This window comes from Yersinia pekkanenii, from assembly GCF_001152565.1.
Classification (GTDB): Bacteria; Pseudomonadota; Gammaproteobacteria; order Enterobacterales; family Enterobacteriaceae; genus Yersinia; species Yersinia pekkanenii.
The window spans coordinates 1-16,401 of sequence record NZ_CQAZ01000062.1 but is presented as its reverse complement, the minus strand read 5'-3'; the positions used below and the strand labels follow the sequence as shown (position 1 = coordinate 16,401).

Genomic DNA, 16,401 nt, shown 5'->3' with positions numbered 1-16,401 from the left:
TAATTCTGAAATCGGCGAGTGGCCAGCGAGAAAAGCAGCATAAACACGCTGTATTGATATCGAGTGGTCTTTAAAATCCCCGGCATTATATTTCACTCACTAGCAGGAAGTTCTAAATGGACATGAAAAAGACGCTGACGTCTGAGCAGAAAGCGCTTTTTGATGCCCTGACGCAATTACAGCGTAGATTCGTTACAGCGCTACTTAATGGTAAGAATCAAACCGAGGCATATCGAAAGGCTGGCGGTAAGGCAAAGACAGATGATACAGCCCGAGCGCAAGCCAGCCGAATGATAACATTTGATAACGTTCAAGCCTTTCTCCAGTCAGTGCAGTACGAAGCAATAAATGACGCAATCATGACCCACACGGAAGCAATGGAGCGACTTACTACCATGGGTCGAGCCACAATTCGGGATCTGGCTGAGTTCAGTGAGCATGAGCTAGGCAAAGATGAGCATGGTAAACCCATCATCCAAGCGGTGTGGCGCTTCAAAGATTCAGTGAAGCAGAATCCGGAAATGCTGGATGCGATTGCTGAGTTAACGGCTGGGCGCGAAGGTATAAAGTTGAAACTTCACGACTCAAAAGCAGCGATAAAGCAACTTGCTGAAATGCAGGGGTGGGAAGCGCCGAGGAAGTCAGAGCACACCATTAAAGGTTTGCCGACACTCACTGACTTATTTGGTGGTGAAAAATGATAAAGGAAATTACTGTAGCACGTTGAAAATATTGGTTTTTAACATAATGGTCATTAACCGAACCTGTATTTTAAATACTACATATTACTTTTGGTTAACTCGTACCATCGAGTAAGGGTTATGGCTGAAATAATACATTCTACAGACTCAATACCTGTCATTTATCCAGACTTCATTAAAACTTATCTTGTTCAGATAATTTGCGCATAAACGGTAGATGATATTACTGATTTTCAGTATGTCGGCTTTTTGCTGCCTTGCATTCTGAACTGTAATAGGGCGGCTATATGTCTACGATTAATCCAATATTTAAGCCTTTTGTGCATTCATCGCGGTACAAAATAGCTCACGGCGGGCGCGGTAGCAGTAAAAGTTGGTCCATAGCTAGATTGCTTATCGAGATTGCTCGTCGTAGTTCCTGCCGATTTCTTTGTGCGCGTGAGTTACAGAACAGTATTAGTGATTCGGTTATTCGTTTGCTTGAGGACACAATCCAACGGGAAGGGTATCTGGGGGAGTTTGAGGTTCAGAGGGCATCAATCAAGCACCTGTCTACTGGTTCTGAATTTATGTTCTATGGGATTAAAAACAACCCAACGAAAATAAAATCCCTAGAAGGTGTCGATATTTGTTGGGTGGAAGAGGCTGAGGCGGTATCAAAAGACTCATGGGATATTCTTATTCCCACTATTCGAAAGCCCGGATCTGAAATATGGATATCCTTTAATCCTAAAAATATATTGGATGACACCTACCAGCGCTTTGTTTCAAGCCCTCCTGCTGATTGCATTCGAATGGAAGTTAACTATACCGATAATCCATGGTTCCCCGAGGTGCTTCGCCTCGAAATGGAAGAATGCAAGGAACGCGATTACGACCTTTACCAGCATATTTGGGAGGGGAAACCTGTTGCTGACTCCGAACTTGCAATCATTAAGCCGTCATGGATTGCTGCGGCGGTTAACGCACATATCAAGTTAGGATTTGAACCTACTGGTGAGCGCCGTGTAGGGTTCGATGTGGCTGATGAGGGTGAGGACAGTAACGCCTTATGTTATGCGCACGGTTCTGTGGTGCTCGATATTGATAACTGGCACAAGGGTGACGTCATTGACTCATCCAATAAAGTTAATACCTACGCAATAGAGAAGGGTATTCACACCATTATTTATGACTCAATCGGTATCGGGGCTGGGGTTAAGGCTCATTTAAACCGCGTGGCGTCAATTAATGTCAAAGGATTTAACGCTGGTGAGGCTGTGCAGGATCCAGATGATGACTACATGCCTGGTAAAACTAATAAAGACATGTTTTCAAATATCAAGGCTCAGGCTTGGTGGGGAGTGCGCGACCGGTTCTATAAAACATATAGGGCCATCACTGAGGGGGCTATTTATCCAGAGGATGAGCTGATTAGCCTTTCTGAAGAACTGCCTAATTTGGAGTATCTCAAAGCTGAATTATCCCGACCTCGTGTGGATTATGACAACAATGGGCGCGTAAAAGTAGAGAGCAAAAAAGACATGAAGAAGCGCGGAATACCGTCGCCCAATATGGCTGATGCGCTAATTATGGCGTTCGCTCCAACCGATCATGCTTTGGATATATGGCTAAAATTTGGGGAGGCGTAATGTCGCGTAAAAGCAAACGAAGCAGAACGTCCGCACCACAAAAAACGAGAGATAGCTATCAGAACGAGTCAGCTCGGCTGGGACTTCGCACCCAGAATCAAAGTTCAGATTATAACTATCAACCGAATTGGACATCCCGCAACCGTCAGTTGATAGAAAACGCTTACCGGTCTTCGTGGCTGGTGGGCGCAGCGGTAGATACCATCGCAGATGATATGACCCGTAAAGGGATTAATATTACCTCCAAGGTGGCGCCGGATGCCAAGATGCGTCTAGAAGGACGCTGGGAAGAGTTATCACTCTGGGACGCTATCAACGACACGATCAAATGGTCGCGACTGTACGGTGGTGCAATTGGTTTCATCATGATTGACGGTCAAGCGCCTGAAACACCACTACGGGTAGAGACCATTGGTAAAGATGCGTTTAAAGGATTGCTGGTACTAGACCGTTGGATGGTTAACCCAACCATCAGCGATAGAGTGACAGAGATGGGACCAGATCTCGGCATGCCTAAATATTACCAGGCCGTTACCACTGGTAGTGGGATACCGAGCATGAAGATACACCACAGCAGAGTAATTCGCCTTGATGGTGTTGGCCTCCCGTACCAGCAAAAACGAACAGAAAACGAATGGGGTATGTCGATCATAGAGCGGTTATTTGACCGGTTGATAGCATTCGACAGTACTTCGACCGGTGCAGCGCAATTAATCTTTAAGGCGCATTTACGCACCTACAAAGTTAAAAAATTCCGTGAGTTGGTCGCTATGGGTGGTCCTGGTCTTGATGCGTTAATGAAAAGCATGGACATGATCCGGCAATTCCAAAGCACTGAGGGCCTTACCCTGATGGATGATACCGACACGTTTGAAACCCACAGCTACGCATTCGGTGGACTGTCTGACGTGATGGCGCAATTTGCGCAGCAGATAGCCGGTGCCATTGGTATTCCGCTGGTGCGCCTGTTTGGTCAGTCTCCTGCGGGGTTCTCAACCGGTGACGCTGACCTGGCTAACTACTACGACAATATCGGTACTCAACAAGAGCGCCGTTTGCGTCGTCCACTGCGCCGATTATTCGAAGTGATCCACTATTCCGAGTTCAGCTCGCCACTGCCTGACGGCTTCTCTTTTGATTTTAATCCGCTGTGGCAAATGTCGGAACCTGACCGCGCTAACGTGGCGGAAAAAACCGTTAATACCATCAATGCCGCAATGGACTCAGGTTTACTGACGTTACAGGGGGGTATGACTGAACTCAGGGACAAAGCAGGCATTATCGGTATCGGCTCTAGCATCAGCGATGAGGATATAGAGAGTGCGAAAGACATCGACCCGCCGAACCTCGGCGAAAACGCAGATCTCAACCCGCCTGAAATCACGGCGCGCGGAAATCCAATATCAAACTCAGCTACGCAAGATAGCGCGAATGGTCGGCGACATCGTAAATGGTACTTACGATGGTTCTAACGATTCCGTTTACAACGTTATGGATAGCCTTAACCGCTATTCAGATTTGATTGATGGCTGGGCCAGAACCACCGCCAGCAAGATGTTTGATGCCGTTAACGCAAAAGACGTCGCGATGTGGCGCAGTAATTCGCAGGAAATATCCGTTGGTTTGCGCCAGATAGTAGAAAACACCTCCGTGGGACAGGTAGCACGCAGTATCGTTGAAGAACAGATAAAACTCATCAAGTCACTGCCATTGCAAGCCGCTGACCGAGTGCATGATATCCATAATCAGGCGATAGAGGCGGTAATCACCGGAGGTCGTGCCGGACCATTCGCTAAAGAAATAGCCAAATCTGGCGATGTGGCAGTATCTCGCGCCAATATGATCGCCCGTACAGAAATAGGACGGGCATCTACGGCACTCACTCAGGCCCGTTCGCTTTCTATCGGTTCCAGTGGTTACATCTGGCGCACAGCCGAAGATAGTGATGTTCGCCACTCGCATCAGAAAATGGAGGGTAAGTTTGTTCGCTGGGATAACCCGCCAACTCTTGACGGCATGACGGGACATGCGGGCGCGTTACCTAATTGCCGTTGTTACTGCGAAGTCATCATTCCGGAAAGATAACCCATGCAATATTTCTATAACTCCCGCTTAGGGGAGACGCGCTTCACCATGAGCGACGGTGGCCTATTGTGCAAAGATGTCCCGATAGGTCGAACCGGGGTGCAGCTTTACGGTGGTGAAGAGCTGGACGATATCGAACCTGATAGTGACGGTGAGATCTTAGTGGAAAGGACGGAGGACGAAGTATTTCGCCCTGAAACGCTGGCCAGCTTTGAGGGAATGACATTCACCGTATCTCACCCCATCGAAGATGTCACCCCTGACAACTGGGGCCGTTACGCCGCTGGTCACGTTCAAAACGTCAGGCGCGGTAGCGGTGACCAATCAGATTTAATGATCGCCGACATCGTGGTCAAGAAAGCCGAGGCCATAAAGGTGATTCTTGAGGAGGGTGTTGATCAAATATCGTCTGGCTACGATGCCGAATACCAGCAGACCGCCAGAGGCAAAGCCCGTCAGTACGACATCATAGCTAACCATGTCGCGCTCGTTCCTACGGGCCGCGCAGGGAAACGCTGTTCAATTGGAGATAGTAAACGTATGACAACGAATAACACCTGGTTCGCGAAGCTACGCCGAGCAATCAAAACCAAAGATGCTGCCGCGATGGAGGAGGCAATGGAAAGCGCCCCGTCAGAGCTAACCGGTGATGAGGGTACCGGCGAACTGCCAAAGGCCATCAATATCACCATTAACCCGCAACAGCCGTTACCGAAACAGGAACCTGAATTAGACGCTATTGCGACTAATGACAGTGGCGATATTGAAACCCGAGTCGCGGCAATGGAAACGACCTTAGCTGCGATTTTGGAAAAGTTAGGCTCAACCACTGACGCCGATCCGGATGAGGAGGAAGAGGGCCGACGTATTACCAGCGATGCGGCTTATCATCAGGATGTCGTTTCCCGCGCTGAATGGATTGTACCCGGCATTAAATTGCCCGATGGTGGGAAGCTGGCATCCTTTAAACGAACCGTACTGGACGCGGCGTTTAAAACCACAGAGGGCGAGAAATTGCTGAAAGGTATTGTCGGCGACAAACCCGACTTTGCCAAGATGCCAAAATTGTCACTTGATGCGGCATTCATTGCGGCCAGCGAGATTGCCAAGGGACGCAATAACATTCAGTTGAACCACCGAACCACCGATTCTGCCGCACCAAATCGCCGACCTACCGCCGCCGACCTCAATAAACAGAACGCCGCGTTCTGGGCTAAAAAAGGAAACTAATTCATGACAGCATATTTATTCCGGATGCCTGCGGGCATTGCCGGGGCCGTCTCGCGCCCTCAGGATCTGACTATTGAGCCGGTACTGATTAATACGGCCAATCCATTTAGCCAGTACGGGCTGGCCGGTAAATTCAGTGGCAATTTCTTTGTACCGCTGGAAGAGGACGATACCGCAGACAAAATCGTCGGCATCTTTGTCCGACCATTCCCAACTACATCAACGCCAGACAAAGTGCGCCAAATCGGTACCAGTAACAACTTTGCCGGTGATGCGCTAAAGCGCGGTTACCTGTCGGTCAATATTGGGGCTACGGCTGCGGGTGTGACTAAGGGCGCTCCTGTCTACATCCGTATCGCCGGAGCTACTGACGATAGCCCGTTGGGCTCTGTGCTGGCCACTGCGATTGCTGACACTACTGTGGTGCTGCCTAACGCTTATTTCACGGGTGCCGGTGATGCTGCTGGCAACACTGAAATCTCTTACAAGATTTAAGGAACAATCAATATGATCACTTACGACAGCCAGCGCACCATTGATGCCAGCGGCGCATTCCTCATTGGGGAGCTGGAGCGATTAGATCCAGAGATTAACCTGCCGTTGGTGGGGACGACTTATACCCGTGACATTCAATTCCGCGAAGATGTAAATATCGCCGATGAGATCAGCTCATTCACTAAAACTGGCTTTGCCGCAGCCGGTACCGGTGCTAATCCAAAGGGTAAAAACTGGGTTAGCCAGGAATCGACCGCACTGGCAGGCATCAACGTAGATATCGATAAAAAGGGTTTCCCGCTGACATTGTGGGGAATAGAGTTGGGTTGGACTGTGATTGAATTGGCCGCAGCGCAACAGGTGGGCCGTCCAATCGATACGCAGAAATATGACGGCATGGTGTTGAAATGGCATATGGATGCCGACGAGCAGGTCTATCTCGGTGATACCGATTTGGGCGTAAAAGGTCTGGCTAACTACACCGGCGTGGCGATCGGCAATGCGACTAAGTCGTGGTTGACCTCGACCGTTGCGGAGATCCGCGATTCGATTAACAAGGTGCTTTCCGATGCTTGGGCGGCGTCCGGCTATACCGTGGTACCGAAAGACCTGCTGTTACCCCCTGAACAGTACGCCTATCTGGCACAGGTGATTGTCTCTGATGCGGGTAATCAGTCACTTCTGACCTACCTGACCACCAACACTATCGCTTTCCATCAGAACGGCATTCCTTTGAATATCCGCGCGGTGAAATGGCTGAAAGGTGCGGGGGTGGCAGGCAAGGATCGGATGGTGGCCTACACAAATGACCGTAAATATGTGCGCTTCCCACTGGTACCGCTGACCAGCATCCCAATCCAGTATCGTGGGCTGTGGCAGTTGGTGACCTATTACGGAAAGCTGGGTGTAGTTGAAGCCCCGTACATTGAGACGCTGGCTTACTTCGACGGCATTTAATAACTCATAGGGCCTCGCCGGAGGCCTGTAAGGTGAAATGATGAAAATTGCAGTACACACCCCGTTTAAATTGTCGTTGGCCGGTCAGCCCGATATCAGCTTCTTGGTCGGCACCCATAAGGTCACGAAAGAAGTTGCCGAGCATTGGTTCACATTGGCGCACGCCGAGGTGATTGACGCTGAAACAGAGCACAGCAATACCGACCTGCAAGCCTCCATGATTGAAATGCAGGGGCGAATCGATCAGCAGGAACGAGTAGCAGTGGAACGTGTTACCACCATTTATGACCTGCAGAAGCAATTGAGTGAACAGGTCGAAGAAAACCACACACACAACGCAACCATTGCTGATCTACAGAAGCGGCTGAATGAGCAAGCCGATGAAATCGATTCACGCAACAACAACATTGTTGACCTGCAAAACCAGATTGATGAGTTGAATAAGGGGAAAATAAATGCCAAAGAATCGAAATCTGCCAACGGTGGAAAAGTTTAGAACTGATTTTCCCCAGTTTTCTGATGTTAATAAATACCCCGAGTCTGCCATTCAATTCCGCCTCAATCTTGCTGACAATCTGTTAAGTGAAAATCTACTGGGTGACATGTTTCCTTACCTGGTCGAATTATTCGTGGCTCACTACACCACGCTGCAAGCCAAAGATGTGCAGTCTGCTGCGATGGGCGGCGGTAGTGGTTCGACTAATGGCGCGGCCTCGTCAAAAAGTGTCGATAAGGTTTCCGTTAGCTATGACAACAGCGCCACGCTCAACCCTGACGCGGGGTTCTGGAACTTTACCCGCTACGGGGCTGAGTTTTACCAACTAGTGACGATGTTCGGTGCGGGTGGTCGCCAGCTATGAAAAGCGGATTAAAGGTGCGGGTAGATAAGGCTAATGATGTGTTAGCAGCATTTAAGGCTATCGGCAGGAAAGATGTGTTGATTGGTATCCCTGAAGAGAAAAGCGAACGAGAGGACATCTCTTTCGGTAACGCGGGGATCGGTTATCTCAACGAAAACGGTTCCCCGGCACAAAACATACCAGCACGCCCTCACTTACAGCCGGGTGTCAGGTCGGTACAGGACGAAACCACCCAAAAACTGAAACAGGCGGCGCAGGCTGTTTTGGCGGGCAATCAGGCCGCGGCAGATCGGGCGTTAGAACAGGCGGGCACCATCGCCAGTAATGCGGTGAAACGCTACATCACTATCACCGGTTTTACTCCTTTAGCCGATAGCACTATTAGCGCTCGTTTACGGCGCGGTCGCAGCGGGGATAAGCCGCTAATTGATACCGGGCTATATCGACGGACGATAACCTCTATCGTGAGGGATAAATATGCCAAATCTTGATGTAACTGACGTGCTGTTTGACCCTGACTTCTGTGACATGTCACTGGTGGTTAAACGGAACGTACAGACGGTCGATGCTGATGGATTCGCCACCAACACCGTTACTGAAAAAGGCTTTGCGGGAGTGGTTACGGTTGATCGCTCGCTTGAGTCGCGCCGGATGATGTCAGGGAATGTTATTGGTGGCGCAATTCTTATTGTGACCGTCGAGAGACTGACCCAAGGGCAGACGGGGCGGGATGCCGATATCGTGACTTATCAAAATCGCGATTATCGCGTGACATTTGTTGACCCCTACACGGCATATGGTGCGGGATTTGTTCAAGCGCACTGTGAACTCCTGCCGTTCGATGGAGGGATTCCCATTGAGCAACAACAGCAGTGATGAGGCTGGCTGGCTAACGCCAATAGCTGATGGCCCCGCATACGATGATGTGCTGGAACGCTTACTGAGCCAGTGGGTGAGAGGGGTGTCCGGGCTTTCCGATGGTCATGTCCGCCCACGATGGACGGCAGTGCAAGCGCCAATTATGGCGGCGGATGTTAACTGGTGTGGTTTTGGAGTGATCGATATCCCTGATGACGCCAGCCCGGCGTTTGAGAACCAAACAGAGAACAGCACCGAGTTATGGCGGCACGAAGAAATCGAATGTATGGCGAGTTTCTACGGTCCCAACGGGCAGCGCTATGCAACCCAATTTCGTGACGGCCTGACCATCACCCAAAACAATGACGAACTGGTGAAGATGGGCCTTTCTCTGGCCCGTTACAGTCGCATTAATCCTTTTCCCGAACTCATTAATAACCAATGGGTTCGTCGTTTCGATATCACTATCAAGCTACGCCGCAAAGTGATCCGCGAGTACGGCATTAAATCGCTGACCTCCGCCCCCGTTAAATTCTTCGGAGAATAACCATGCAGGGATTACCTGTTTCTAACATCGTCAATGTGACGGTGAATATGGCTGTGCGTGCTGCCGCCGCGCGGAACTTTGGTTCCCTGCTGGTAGTTGGCCCATCGCCTGTTATCGATGCTCACGAACGTCTGCGCAGCTATTCCAGTGCGACAGACATTGCATCTGACTTTGGTCTGACGGCACCTGAGTACCAAGCCGCTAATTTGTATTATCAGCAATCACCACAACCGATTGATTCATTTGTCGGCCGGTGGGTGAAAGAGGACGCGGCTGGATTGTTGCGTGGGGCAATCTTGAACCCGACGAAGCAGCTAATGGCTAACTTTACCGCTGTTTCTGATGGCTCGATGAAAATCACCGTTGATGGTGTTGAAACCGTGGTGGCAGATGTTGACTGGACGGGCGAACTGAACCTTAACGGTGTTGCTGCCAGAGTTGAGGAATCACTTCTTATTGCCACTGTAGTTTGGAATGGTAGCCGCTTTATCGTTACATCCAAAACCACCGGCAAAGACTCGGCGGTCAGTTATGGCTCGGCCAACGTAGCCGGTACCGATATTTCTGTACTGCTGGGATTGGTTGATAGTGCCGGAGCGTTGCCGGTTCAAGGTTTGGCGAAAGAAACCATTCAGGCCTGCGTTTATAAATTAGCCGACATGTCTAGCCGCTGGTACGGACTGGTGGTTGCTGACCCGTCATTAAGTGATGATGACGTTATCAGCATCGCATCGTTTATCCAGAGCGATGATGTATCGCGAATTTACGGCCACACCACGCAGGTAACGTCTGCGCTGGATGCGGATATTGATACCGATATCGCCAGCACGCTGAAAGCGGCTAAATATACCCGTACGTTGGTGCAGTATTCCAGCGCCAGCCCGTACGCAGCCGCCTCTATTTTTGGTCGTGCGTTTACCGTGAACTTTAACGGTAATAACACCACCATCACGCTGAAATTTAAACAGCAGCCAGGCATTACCGCTGAATCACTTTCCCAGTCGCAAGCCAATGCGCTGAAAGCGAAGAATTGCAACGTGTTCGTCAATTACGACAACGACACGGCCATTATTCAAGAGGGCGTGATGTGCAACGGTGATTTCTTTGATGAGCGCCACGGCCTCGACTGGTTGCAGAACTACGTACAGAACAACCTCTACAACCTGCTATTTACCAGCACCACCAAAATCCCACAAACAGATGCAGGCGTAACCCGTTTGCTAGCCAACGTAGAGAAATCACTGGATCAGTCGGTCACTAACGGGCTGGTGGCTCCGGGTGTATGGGGTGGTGATAGTTTCGGCGTGCTGGAAACCGGCGACACCCTGACTAAGGGATATTACGTTTACGCCCCACCAGTGGCATCACAGGCACAGGCTGACCGCGAGGGACGTAAAGCGCCGGTGATGCAGTGTGCAATCAAGCTGGCCGGTGCAGTTCACTACGCCGATGTCATCATCAATGTTAACCGCTAAGGAGCTGATGAATGTCAAACACTTATAGCTTTATGGACTTCACCGCCTCCATTGTTGGTGTGGGCGGTTCATTCGATCTGGGTTATGGCGCAGCCGTAGCAGAAGAGGGCATCACCACCTCAATGATCGAGAATAAAAATACCATGACCATTGGTGCGGATGGCGAGGGCATGCACAGCCTCCACGCGGGCAAAGGTGGGACAGTGACAGTAAATCTGCTGAAAACCAGCCCAACCAATCGCAAGTTATCGGTCATGTACAACGCGCAGGCACAATCGAGCGCGACGTGGGGCAATAACATCATACTGATGCGAAATACCGCCAGTGGTGACACGTTCGCGGCGCGTGGCTGTGCGTTTCAAAAACAACCGGATTGGCAGAACGCCAAAGATGGTGCGACGGTGCCGTGGGTATTTGACTGCATCAAAGTAGACCAACTGCTGGGTACTTTTTAAGGGGTAAGTAATGGAATTCACAATTAAAGATATCGAGTACCGCGCTCAGAAACTCGACGTGTTCGCGCAACTGAAAGTGTCGCGTAAGTTATTGCCTTTACTGGCGGGCATCCTCAAAGACCTGCGAAGCGGTACCGTAACGATTGAAACAGCATTACCCGGCATTGCCCAGTCACTTTCGGATATCAGCGAAGAGGATCTCAATGCCATTATTCATCCTTGCCTGGCAATGGTGTCACGTAAGCACGGCAAAACCTATAACCCGATTTTTACCGGTGGCGCACTGATGTTTGATGACATTGATCTGATGGCAATGTTGCAAATCGTCGGTCGGGTGGTGGGTGACTCGATGGGAAATTTTTTGCGCGAACTCCAAGGGAGCGAACCAGTGGCACTGCCAGCGGATTGATGCTTGAAACTTTACCGGGTGGCGAGGATTTTATCTTGCGCCCGGTAAAGGTATTTCACATCGACCAGAAAGACCTCAATAGCGGAGCGGTAGACCTGTGTCGAATTGCGCTACTGAACGACTACCTCGACATCGAGGCTGAGAACCAGGCAAAAATAGACAAATGGAGATCCGATAAATGAGCAACGCTGAAACTATTAAGGATTTTCTGGTCAGTCTTGGCTTTGAACTGGATGAGGCGGGGGAGAAGAAATTCTCCGCTGTGATCTCTGGCGTTACGGCCAATGTGTTGAAAATGGGAGCCGTTGTCGAGGGTGCCGCGCTATCGGTAGTGGCGTTCACCGCTAAGGTTGCCAGTGGGCTGGATAATTTGTACTGGGCCTCACAGCGTACCGGTGCCACGGTGCAGGGCATTAAGCAGATAGGGTATGCCGTTTCACAAATGGGCGGGAGTGTTGATGGCGCACGGTCCTCACTGGAAAACCTGTCACGATTTATCCGCAACAGCCCAGGGGCAGAAAGTTTTCTAAACCGTCTGGGCGTACAGACCCGCGATGCGAAAGGCAACATGCGGGACATGTCCACCATTTTCACAGGTGTTGGCCAGAAGCTCAGTAGCATGCCTTATTATCGTGCCAACCAGTATGCGCAAATGCTGGGCATTGATGAAAACACTCTGATGGCTACGCGTCGCGGTCTGGGTGATTTCAGTGCGCAATATTCTCAGATGACCAAATCCATCGGCTATAACGCCGACACCGCCGCAGTCAGCGCTAATAAATTCATGACCTCTCTGTCTTCTTTCGGGGAAATGGCTGGCATGGCGCGAGACAAGATCGGCTCAAATCTGGCGGACGGACTGGCAGGTGGTATTGATTCTCTGCGTAAGCAAATCCTCGATAACTGGCCGAAGATTGAAGCTGTTTTGATGAAAGTCATCAAGGGTATTCTCTGGGCGGGCGACTCAGTCACGCGCGTATTATGGCGTACCGGGCAGGCTATCGGTGACGTCATGAACTGGTTCAAAAAACTGGATCCGGCCACGCAGCAGCTCCTTATATTGTTTGGCGGTTTACTGGTGGCATGGCGTTTACTTAATACGGCGTTCCTGACCTCGCCTATAGGGCTGGTGACGGCGCTTGCGATTGCCATATTTGCACTATGGGAAGACTACAAAACATGGAAGGAGGGTGGAAATAGCCTGATTGCCTGGGGCGAATGGGAACCAGAGATAACCGCCGCACTCAAGGCAATAAATGACCTGAAAACGTCCATAAAAGGTGTCGGTGTTGAGCTGTCCAGGCTACTCAATATTGACCTGAAAAACTGGTCGCTCAAAGGTGACATTGAGAACCTGACGAAGCAATTCGGTGAGTTCGGCAAGATGATGTCGATGATCGGTGATCTCATTAATGCCTTGAAAGAGGGTGACTGGAGTGAAGCGGGTAGGATTGGGAAAGCGTTACTTGGTCAGGGTAATGATCAGCCGGATGCAATGCCAGCGGTAACCGATAGCGCGAATAACGCGGCTGACTGGGTTACGGATAAAACCGGCTTTGACCCCAGGAGTGTTGGCCGGTGGCTGCGAGGCGAAAATAGTAATGCAGAACCCGAGCAGCATGCTCAGTCAGCGCGACGGATAAAAAATACCGATCTCCCCGGTACCGTGGCGGGACAATTCAATGAAACGGTTGAAAAGATAAAGGACCAGAAGTTCGCGGATAACTTTACTGATGCGTTATTGAGGTTGGTTAACCGTGCCGCCGATACAGTTAGTCAGGTCATCACCCCAGATGCGACGTTTAACGGAGTGACCGGACCATCAGATCCGCGAGGAATACGCAACAACAATCCGGGGAACATTAACTACGTAGGGCAAGAAGGCGCATCACTAGAGCGTCCAGGTGGTCGTTTTGCGAAGTTTGAGACAGCCTATGACGGACTCAAGGCCATGGCTCGACAGTTGATGCGTTATTTTACGGGCAAGACAACCGGAAAGCCGCTGCAAACCCTCACTGATATTATTTCGACGTGGGCACCAGGTAACGAGAACAACACGGGGGCTTACATTGCTCAGATGTCAAAAATGCTTAACGTTCATCCTGATGCGGTTTTAAATCTGGAGAACCCGCAGGTAATGTCTGCGCTGATGGGGGGTATTATTCATCATGAAAATGGGCGCAACCCTTACAGTAGCGAATTGATATCACGTGCTGCTGGTGGGATGCCACAGCAAGGATTGCAGCAGGAGACCAATATATACATATCGGGTGTATCTGATCCGGTATCAGCGGGTAATGAAGTCGCTGGCAGACAGACCAACGTGAATGCGAGGCTCACACAGCAATTAAACCCAACAAGCAAGTAAGGAACCCTTAATGGATATTCTTTCCGCTATCTTTCGGCAGCAAACGCGAAAAATCGGGGTGTGGGTGCCCAGCGTGATTATCTCTGAAAAGCATCAAGACGCGCTTGAGATAACAGAACATCCGGTAGAAAAGGGTGCAGCAGTTAACGATCACGCTTATAAACGTGCCGCTGAGGTCACAATGGAGGTGGGTTTTGCGGGTGGCGGTTCGTTGCTGGATTTTGCTGATACGTCGAAAATAGGATTAACACTGGGTAAAAGCCCGGAGGACGTTTATCAGGAACTCCGTAAGCTACAGGAAGATAGAAAGCCGTTCGACGTTATTACTGGCAAGCGAAAATACAGCAATATGCTGATCCGTGCCATTGAGGTGACGACAGATAAAACCAGTGAAAACGTGTTGATGTGTGTTCTTACCCTGCGTGAAGTGATTATGTCTCAAACCGAGTCTGTCACGGTGGCCGATAAAGAGAATATGCAAGGCGGGGTAAGCACTTCGGCTGTACAAAATACCGGAACTAAAGCACCCGCCCCGGTAAATAATTCAATATTGGAATCCAGTCTTGGTTGGGCCAAGAGAGGGCTTACATGAACATTCAGGAAATCCCGCTAACGGCCAATAATCAGTTCTTCAACATCAGCGTGGGTGAATATGCAATTAATTTGCGACTGGTCTTTCGTGATGCCGCTGGCTGGATCATGGATGTGAGAGATAGCGGCGGCGCTGACATGCTGTGTGGTGTTCCGTTGGTGGTCGGTGTTGATCTGCTTGAGCAATATCCTGACTTGGGTATCAGTGGCGTTTTTGCTGTGCTCAGTGATGATAGTCGAGAGGAATACCCGACCAAGACCAACCTTGGCGCCGGCAGTCATTTATATTTTGTGCAGAATAACTAAATCAATCCACTCAATCCAACCCGCCACTGAGCGGGTTTTTTTATGAGGTTTTTATGAGTAAGAACTGGATACGTCACTTTGAATTGATGCTGTTAGATAAGGATGGCAAAGGAATTAATTTCACTGATTTTAAAGTGACCTTTAATATTGAGTGGTACAACATATCAAACCCGCGTGCGGCCATTTTCAAGATTTATAACCTGTCACAAAATACCATTAACCGGATCACCGGTACCGAGTTTTCAAAGCTCCGAGTGATCGCCGGTTACGATGGTTCAACCTCTCCGAACGGGCAGAACGAAGACGCTAACTTTGGTGAGATTTTCTCAGGTGATATTCGCTATACCATTACCGGCAGAGATAACCCTACGGATACGTTTATCCTGATCCAGGCTATCGATGGTCATAACGCATTTATTAACGCCACAATAAACCAGACCATAGCAGCGGGTTATGCCGTGGCCGATATTAATGATCTGCTGATGCGTAACCTTGCCCCGTTCGGCATAACTCAGGGGGTCATGCCTGAAATGCCGCCGACTGTATTTCCACGCGGTAAAACCATGTACGGCATGACGCGGGATTATCTGGATAACGTCGCCAAACAATGCAAAGCCACCTGGCAGTTTGTGAATGGCAAGGTTGAGATGGTTCCGAACGATAAGTATGTGCATGAGGCCATTGTGCTGAATAGCGATACGGGCTTGATTGGTATGCCACAACAGACCATCGGGGCTGGCGTTAATGTTCGCTGCTTAATTAATCCGAATATCCGTCTGAATGGCCTTATTCAACTGAATCAGGAGTCGGTATATCGAACTCAGTTATCAAATGAAGATACGCGTGTTGGCAGATTCCAAGAAACTGATGAAAATGGAAATCAGGTTGTTTCTGGTCTAATCAAGGATGAAAATGGAAATTTCGTTGCAGGGCCACCGGTTAGCCAACCGGCCAGCATCGCGACTGATGGTGTGTATATCGTCAGAGGGATTAGCTATACTGGCGATACGCGCGGTAACCCGTGGTATATGGACATGATGTGTGAAGCGCGTGGGGCTAGGGATTTGGTAACTAATGCATCGAGCGAAAGGGGGCTGTAATGAGGTTTTTGTGGGCACTAATGTTATTCATCGTTTTGCCGGTGTCAGCTGCTATTCAGTGTGGAGGTTATCGACTTACTGGTGATGGCATGACAGTCATTAATGGTGAAACTGTGACCTCACAAAAAATCACGTACCTTGGCGCTAAAGGCGATGATACGCAGATGAAAATGGATATGGCTATCATGCCTGCTCGCGATGGCAACATGTACGGCTTCCAGTTCATCAAACGTGATGGTAAAGCCTTTCTAAATGTCCAGTTCCTACAGAACAGCATGGATGCACCGAAAATAATTGGTTCGTTCCCATGCAAGAAATTGCCAGATTAAGGAT

21 protein-coding genes are annotated in these 16,401 nt (G+C 49.7%); all 21 read left to right on the top strand.

From position 1 onward, the window contains the following. The first annotated feature begins 116 nt into the window (after positions 1 to 116). The 21 genes from AEP37_RS25290 (at position 117) to AEP37_RS20600 (ending at position 16,397) form a co-directional block, all read left to right on the top strand. Positions 117 to 701 (top strand): terminase small subunit, encoded by a 585-nt coding sequence (locus tag AEP37_RS25290; RefSeq protein ID WP_072086375.1) that lies wholly within the window; start codon positions 117 to 119, stop codon positions 699 to 701. Between the two features lie 287 nt (positions 702 to 988). Next, positions 989 to 2,332 (top strand): PBSX family phage terminase large subunit, encoded by a 1,344-nt coding sequence (locus AEP37_RS20695; RefSeq protein ID WP_049615123.1) that lies wholly within the window; start codon positions 989 to 991, stop codon positions 2,330 to 2,332. Beyond that, positions 2,332 to 3,804 carry a DUF1073 domain-containing protein gene (locus tag AEP37_RS20690; RefSeq protein WP_049615122.1) on the top strand — a complete coding sequence of 491 codons (1,473 nt, stop codon included), beginning with the start codon at positions 2,332 to 2,334 and terminating at the stop codon, positions 3,802 to 3,804. Before AEP37_RS20695 ends, AEP37_RS20690 begins: the two co-directional genes overlap by 1 nt. Continuing rightward, on the top strand, positions 3,764 to 4,417 hold the full coding sequence (locus AEP37_RS20685) for a phage head morphogenesis protein (protein ID WP_049615121.1): 654 nt from the start codon (positions 3,764 to 3,766) through the stop codon (positions 4,415 to 4,417). The genes AEP37_RS20690 and AEP37_RS20685 overlap by 41 nt, the downstream gene beginning before the upstream one ends. A 3-nt stretch (positions 4,418 to 4,420) precedes the next feature. After that, a complete protein-coding gene (locus AEP37_RS20680) occupies positions 4,421 to 5,647 on the top strand; it encodes a DUF2213 domain-containing protein (protein WP_049615120.1) in 1,227 nt (408 codons plus the stop codon). Positions 5,648 to 5,650: 3 nt separating this feature from the next. Then, complete coding sequence (locus AEP37_RS20675) at positions 5,651 to 6,142, top strand: structural cement protein Gp24 (RefSeq protein WP_049615119.1); 492 nt, start codon at positions 5,651 to 5,653, stop codon at positions 6,140 to 6,142. 12 nt (positions 6,143 to 6,154) lie between these two features. Further along, on the top strand, positions 6,155 to 7,099 hold the full coding sequence (locus AEP37_RS20670) for a DUF2184 domain-containing protein (RefSeq protein ID WP_049615118.1): 945 nt from the start codon (positions 6,155 to 6,157) through the stop codon (positions 7,097 to 7,099). A 40-nt stretch (positions 7,100 to 7,139) separates the two neighbouring features. Beyond that, complete coding sequence (locus tag AEP37_RS20665; RefSeq protein WP_049615117.1) at positions 7,140 to 7,595, top strand: STY1053 family phage-associated protein; 456 nt, start codon at positions 7,140 to 7,142, stop codon at positions 7,593 to 7,595. After that, a complete protein-coding gene (locus AEP37_RS20660) occupies positions 7,555 to 7,959 on the top strand; it encodes a DUF4054 domain-containing protein (RefSeq protein ID WP_049615116.1) in 405 nt (134 codons plus the stop codon). Before AEP37_RS20665 ends, AEP37_RS20660 begins: the two co-directional genes overlap by 41 nt. Beyond that, the gene (locus AEP37_RS20655; RefSeq protein WP_049615115.1) at positions 7,956 to 8,450 is read left to right on the top strand and encodes a hypothetical protein; all 495 of its coding nucleotides are present in this window, start codon (positions 7,956 to 7,958) and stop codon (positions 8,448 to 8,450) included. Before AEP37_RS20660 ends, AEP37_RS20655 begins: the two co-directional genes overlap by 4 nt. Further along, positions 8,437 to 8,835, top strand: coding sequence for a hypothetical protein (locus tag AEP37_RS20650; protein WP_049615114.1), 399 nt, complete (start codon positions 8,437 to 8,439; stop codon positions 8,833 to 8,835). Before AEP37_RS20655 ends, AEP37_RS20650 begins: the two co-directional genes overlap by 14 nt. After that, positions 8,816 to 9,364, top strand: coding sequence for a phage neck terminator protein (locus AEP37_RS20645; RefSeq protein WP_422646010.1), 549 nt, complete (start codon positions 8,816 to 8,818; stop codon positions 9,362 to 9,364). The genes AEP37_RS20650 and AEP37_RS20645 overlap by 20 nt, the downstream gene beginning before the upstream one ends. 2 nt (positions 9,365 to 9,366) lie before the next feature. Beyond that, positions 9,367 to 10,839 carry a DUF3383 domain-containing protein gene (locus tag AEP37_RS20640; protein WP_049615112.1) on the top strand — a complete coding sequence of 491 codons (1,473 nt, stop codon included), beginning with the start codon at positions 9,367 to 9,369 and terminating at the stop codon, positions 10,837 to 10,839. A gap of 11 nt (positions 10,840 to 10,850) precedes the next feature. Then, a complete protein-coding gene (locus AEP37_RS20635) occupies positions 10,851 to 11,294 on the top strand; it encodes a DUF3277 family protein (RefSeq protein ID WP_049615111.1) in 444 nt (147 codons plus the stop codon). A 10-nt stretch (positions 11,295 to 11,304) separates the two neighbouring features. Next, the gene (locus AEP37_RS20630) at positions 11,305 to 11,703 is read left to right on the top strand and encodes a phage tail assembly chaperone (RefSeq protein ID WP_049615110.1); all 399 of its coding nucleotides are present in this window, start codon (positions 11,305 to 11,307) and stop codon (positions 11,701 to 11,703) included. Then, positions 11,703 to 11,885: a DUF6889 family protein gene (locus tag AEP37_RS20625; protein ID WP_049615109.1), complete on the top strand. Its 183-nt coding sequence runs from the start codon at positions 11,703 to 11,705 to the stop codon at positions 11,883 to 11,885. The genes AEP37_RS20630 and AEP37_RS20625 overlap by 1 nt, the downstream gene beginning before the upstream one ends. Continuing rightward, the gene (locus AEP37_RS27010; RefSeq protein ID WP_049615108.1) at positions 11,882 to 14,071 is read left to right on the top strand and encodes a hypothetical protein; all 2,190 of its coding nucleotides are present in this window, start codon (positions 11,882 to 11,884) and stop codon (positions 14,069 to 14,071) included. The genes AEP37_RS20625 and AEP37_RS27010 overlap by 4 nt, the downstream gene beginning before the upstream one ends. Before the next feature lie 10 nt (positions 14,072 to 14,081). Continuing rightward, positions 14,082 to 14,663, top strand: a complete 582-nt coding sequence (locus AEP37_RS20615; protein ID WP_049615107.1) for a phage baseplate protein — start codon at positions 14,082 to 14,084, stop codon at positions 14,661 to 14,663. After that, on the top strand, positions 14,660 to 14,968 hold the full coding sequence (locus AEP37_RS26660) for a phage baseplate plug family protein (protein WP_049615106.1): 309 nt from the start codon (positions 14,660 to 14,662) through the stop codon (positions 14,966 to 14,968). Before AEP37_RS20615 ends, AEP37_RS26660 begins: the two co-directional genes overlap by 4 nt. Positions 14,969 to 15,021: 53 nt before the next feature. Then, the gene (locus AEP37_RS20605; protein ID WP_049615105.1) at positions 15,022 to 16,068 is read left to right on the top strand and encodes a phage protein; all 1,047 of its coding nucleotides are present in this window, start codon (positions 15,022 to 15,024) and stop codon (positions 16,066 to 16,068) included. Next, positions 16,068 to 16,397: a hypothetical protein gene (locus AEP37_RS20600; RefSeq protein WP_049615104.1), complete on the top strand. Its 330-nt coding sequence runs from the start codon at positions 16,068 to 16,070 to the stop codon at positions 16,395 to 16,397. Before AEP37_RS20605 ends, AEP37_RS20600 begins: the two co-directional genes overlap by 1 nt. Positions 16,398 to 16,401 lie beyond the last annotated feature (4 nt).

What these genes read in the sequence shown, in the direction of transcription:
- AEP37_RS25290 (WP_072086375.1), top strand. Translation starts at nt 117, where the DNA reads ATGGACATGAAAAAGACGCTGACGTCTGAGCAGAAAGCGCTTTTTGAT.
- AEP37_RS20695 (WP_049615123.1), top strand. Translation starts at nt 989, where the DNA reads ATGTCTACGATTAATCCAATATTTAAGCCTTTTGTGCATTCATCGCGG.
- AEP37_RS20690 (WP_049615122.1), top strand. Translation starts at nt 2,332, where the DNA reads ATGTCGCGTAAAAGCAAACGAAGCAGAACGTCCGCACCACAAAAAACG.
- AEP37_RS20685 (WP_049615121.1), top strand. Translation starts at nt 3,764, where the DNA reads ATGGTCGGCGACATCGTAAATGGTACTTACGATGGTTCTAACGATTCC.
- AEP37_RS20680 (WP_049615120.1), top strand. Translation starts at nt 4,421, where the DNA reads ATGCAATATTTCTATAACTCCCGCTTAGGGGAGACGCGCTTCACCATG.
- AEP37_RS20675 (WP_049615119.1), top strand. Translation starts at nt 5,651, where the DNA reads ATGACAGCATATTTATTCCGGATGCCTGCGGGCATTGCCGGGGCCGTC.
- AEP37_RS20670 (WP_049615118.1), top strand. Translation starts at nt 6,155, where the DNA reads ATGATCACTTACGACAGCCAGCGCACCATTGATGCCAGCGGCGCATTC.
- AEP37_RS20665 (WP_049615117.1), top strand. Translation starts at nt 7,140, where the DNA reads ATGAAAATTGCAGTACACACCCCGTTTAAATTGTCGTTGGCCGGTCAG.
- AEP37_RS20660 (WP_049615116.1), top strand. Translation starts at nt 7,555, where the DNA reads ATGCCAAAGAATCGAAATCTGCCAACGGTGGAAAAGTTTAGAACTGAT.
- AEP37_RS20655 (WP_049615115.1), top strand. Translation starts at nt 7,956, where the DNA reads ATGAAAAGCGGATTAAAGGTGCGGGTAGATAAGGCTAATGATGTGTTA.
- AEP37_RS20650 (WP_049615114.1), top strand. Translation starts at nt 8,437, where the DNA reads ATGCCAAATCTTGATGTAACTGACGTGCTGTTTGACCCTGACTTCTGT.
- AEP37_RS20640 (WP_049615112.1), top strand. Translation starts at nt 9,367, where the DNA reads ATGCAGGGATTACCTGTTTCTAACATCGTCAATGTGACGGTGAATATG.
- AEP37_RS20635 (WP_049615111.1), top strand. Translation starts at nt 10,851, where the DNA reads ATGTCAAACACTTATAGCTTTATGGACTTCACCGCCTCCATTGTTGGT.
- AEP37_RS20630 (WP_049615110.1), top strand. Translation starts at nt 11,305, where the DNA reads ATGGAATTCACAATTAAAGATATCGAGTACCGCGCTCAGAAACTCGAC.
- AEP37_RS20625 (WP_049615109.1), top strand. Translation starts at nt 11,703, where the DNA reads ATGCTTGAAACTTTACCGGGTGGCGAGGATTTTATCTTGCGCCCGGTA.
- AEP37_RS27010 (WP_049615108.1), top strand. Translation starts at nt 11,882, where the DNA reads ATGAGCAACGCTGAAACTATTAAGGATTTTCTGGTCAGTCTTGGCTTT.
- AEP37_RS20615 (WP_049615107.1), top strand. Translation starts at nt 14,082, where the DNA reads ATGGATATTCTTTCCGCTATCTTTCGGCAGCAAACGCGAAAAATCGGG.
- AEP37_RS26660 (WP_049615106.1), top strand. Translation starts at nt 14,660, where the DNA reads ATGAACATTCAGGAAATCCCGCTAACGGCCAATAATCAGTTCTTCAAC.
- AEP37_RS20605 (WP_049615105.1), top strand. Translation starts at nt 15,022, where the DNA reads ATGAGTAAGAACTGGATACGTCACTTTGAATTGATGCTGTTAGATAAG.
- AEP37_RS20600 (WP_049615104.1), top strand. Translation starts at nt 16,068, where the DNA reads ATGAGGTTTTTGTGGGCACTAATGTTATTCATCGTTTTGCCGGTGTCA.